The organism is Acinetobacter sp. YH12151 (assembly GCF_013418355.1).
GTDB lineage: Bacteria > Pseudomonadota > Gammaproteobacteria > Pseudomonadales > Moraxellaceae > Acinetobacter > Acinetobacter pseudolwoffii.
In genome coordinates, this window is the sequence record NZ_VPCG01000100.1 from 1 (window position 1) to 2,669 (window position 2,669).

At 38.2% G+C, this 2,669-nt stretch carries 3 protein-coding genes and 1 pseudogene; 1 reads left to right on the top strand and 3 read right to left on the bottom strand.

Annotated features, from left to right (window positions below; translation table 11 throughout):
• Window positions 1–274: 274 nt before the first annotated feature.
• Both FTU82_RS15865 and FTU82_RS15870 read right to left on the bottom strand, forming a co-directional pair.
• Window positions 275–958 (bottom strand): metallophosphoesterase, encoded by a 684-nt coding sequence (locus FTU82_RS15865; RefSeq protein ID WP_101235089.1) that lies wholly within the window; start codon window positions 956–958, stop codon window positions 275–277.
• A gap of 172 nt (window positions 959–1,130) precedes the next feature.
• Window positions 1,131–1,475: a helix-turn-helix transcriptional regulator gene (locus FTU82_RS15870; protein WP_005102094.1), complete on the bottom strand. Its 345-nt coding sequence runs from the start codon at window positions 1,473–1,475 to the stop codon at window positions 1,131–1,133.
• Between the two features lie 563 nt (window positions 1,476–2,038).
• Here FTU82_RS15870 and FTU82_RS15875 point away from each other — a divergent pair.
• Complete coding sequence (locus FTU82_RS15875) at window positions 2,039–2,389, top strand: hypothetical protein (RefSeq protein ID WP_004282055.1); 351 nt, start codon at window positions 2,039–2,041, stop codon at window positions 2,387–2,389.
• A gap of 187 nt (window positions 2,390–2,576) precedes the next feature.
• On the opposite strand, the pseudogene FTU82_RS15880 reads toward FTU82_RS15875, so the two are convergent.
• Window positions 2,577–2,669: pseudogene (locus FTU82_RS15880) on the bottom strand (IS6 family transposase); the annotation flags it as partial.

Genomic DNA, 2,669 nt, shown 5'->3' on the forward strand with positions numbered 1-2,669 from the left:
AATTCATGCACGTGTAGCAGTCCTCAACAGATTTACGGAATTAGGTCGACCACTTACCCAAGTTACGCCTTAAATTTGGCTCAATTAGGGGCGCTTTGCATTTCAAATCTTTGTGCAACAAAGCCGTTTTTAATAGAAAAACCTTAATTTTTTTAAAATTGAGACTTATAGGTGTAGAGATTCACCCCCCTTAGTTACAGCTGAGAGTGGTGGCAGTCCAAATCTAACTAAAAGGTGTCTATAAAATCAGTAGCTATTCAGTCTTGCAAAATATTCACTTAATTTTTGTTATACAAAGCTTTTGAGTAAAGGATGAACCCACATCAATGTAATAGCAATTATCTAACCGGGTCATTTCCTTGACGATCGTATGTCCCAAATAGATAGCATCTATGTTCTCTACAACATCATAATTATCTGAATAGTTCTTTACTCTTCCACGCCCCCATAGTGCATTTGTGTAAGCTGAAACCATTCCTGAAATCCTGTAATCACCTTGCATGATATCTGCTTTAAAAGCGCCCCATTCATGAATATCAATATCTGCATGAACTACTCCTATTCGTTTATCTAGAAGTTCAAGCTCGATAACGATTGGTAAATCTTCAAAGCTTTTGATAATTTTATGCTGCTGATGTGATGACAACTGATAGAACCACTCACCACCATTTCTTTCATGTAAATGTCTAAGCTTTGAATCAAATAGACTTTTAATACACATTTCTTCGTGATTGCCACGAACGGTTCGAAACCATGGTTTTTTAATCAATGAAAAACATTCTAAATTTTCTTTGCCTTTATCAACCAGGTCACCCGTGCATATCAACAAATCTTTATCAAAGTCAAAATCGATAGCGTTGAGATGGCTCATCAGCAAGTGATAAGAACCATGCAAGTCGCCTACTACGAAGATCGATTTGAAAGATGATCCATCTATAATCTGGATATGATTTGTCATGAGGGAGCATCATCCTACTGATTAATAGCATTATGCATGAATAATATTTTAACTAACCACAGACCTTCAACCAACCTTGATCGCAAAAATAGCCCCAGACGAATTTTTACTTTTGGTCAGCCCATTCAGACATGATCTCAATACTAAATAAGTCCCGTATCAGAAATGTGTGTCACCAATCTGACTTTGGTTTTGCCAGTTGCAGTACAGGTGGCTTGTTATTACCTGATGCTCTTTTGCGAACTTTGCCTTTTAGTTTAAGCAACTGTATAGGTGAAAATGACTCTTCAGGTATTAAAACATTGAAATTATTAATCATGTTTAATGCAGCTAGAATTGCAATTAAATCCGAGAGTTTCGCATTACCTTTCTCAGCATTTAACACCGTTCTTCGACTGATCCATGCTTTACTCGCAACTTCAGCTTGTGTCATATCTCGATTTAATCGAATGCGTTTTAAGCGCTCTCCCAACACTGATGCAATATATACTGGACTGTCATTTTCAGAATACATCATTATTCATCACTCACATTTAGATATTTTATGACCTTATGGCATAGAAAAATCTAGTCAATCCTAAAGTCGTTAAGTCCTAATATTGCACATATCCTGTTTTAATTGCCAGTTATGTGCAAATATCTGTACCTAATACCATATAGATTCTTTCTGATACACACTGAGAATGAGGAGCATGCCATTTTTATCTTCTCCATTGGCTCATACTGAACCTCTCTTTTTTATAATAAAATAAATTGAGCTCCTGACATTCTTTGATTATTTATTTTTCAGTTTTTATAAGAACTACTGATCAGGACCTTGACGCACTGCTCTTTACTGGATAACCTTATTTCAACACAGCAAAATCTGTGCTCAGGTGTGAGAACCTGATAAAATCTAGGTGCAATTAAATGTCGCACTTGCGGCTATTTTTTTGCCTACTGTTAAGCAGTTCTTATGGTAGCTTAGCAGGGCAGCTTCGTGCTGGCTGATCCTAGATTCAGTATTCTCACCCCTGTTAAGTTGCCTCCATTACCGTGAGAAGTGATGGAGATAATTAAACTCTTATCTAGGAAACTGCTATGCGTACTAAATTCAATGATGCAAACCCATGCATGCCAAAAAACCTCGCTAAACAGCTGATTATCGAAGGTGCTAAAGTTCTGAACCATCAACAGCGCCAAGCCTTGCTCGATATTTTCATGGCTTTAGATCAGGCGGAAAAAACAGCTGAAAAGATACTTCAGCAACATGCTGTAGCTCAACAGAGCACCTACAACTTTTCTCAAGTTCACGAATGCCAAGATGAAGACAATCAGGAATATTGGTCAGGTCATTACCATGATTCTTACAGTCAAGAATATCCAGAAGATTGGGTAAAACGGACTCAGTCCACCCCACGTCGTCATAAGTTCCCTAAGACTGTTTACTGATCGGCGGGGGTGTCTCTTTAAAAGTAGGCATCATAATCCGAGCTACTCGACCGAGTTGGCTCGGATTCTCTTGGTGAAAGTACTGCATCATTTTGATGATCTAGATGTGAATCTTCGGATAACTCGGTTAGCCTTGGCACTGTTGCAAATAGTGATTTGAGTCGATGATGTTCCCTTTAAAAAGTGCTTAGAGACCGAAAACCCTGTTGATTAGACACACTTCACCCTGAGGCTGACCATAATAAAATGACGATGCTTGTCCTTTACGTAGTGCACGCAT

Excerpts from the sequence above, each read along its gene's own strand:
- FTU82_RS15865 (WP_101235089.1), bottom strand. The coding sequence starts at position 958 with ATGACAAATCATATCCAGATTATAGATGGATCATCTTTCAAATCGATC.
- FTU82_RS15870 (WP_005102094.1), bottom strand. The coding sequence starts at position 1,475 with ATGATGTATTCTGAAAATGACAGTCCAGTATATATTGCATCAGTGTTG.
- FTU82_RS15875 (WP_004282055.1), top strand. The coding sequence starts at position 2,039 with ATGCGTACTAAATTCAATGATGCAAACCCATGCATGCCAAAAAACCTC.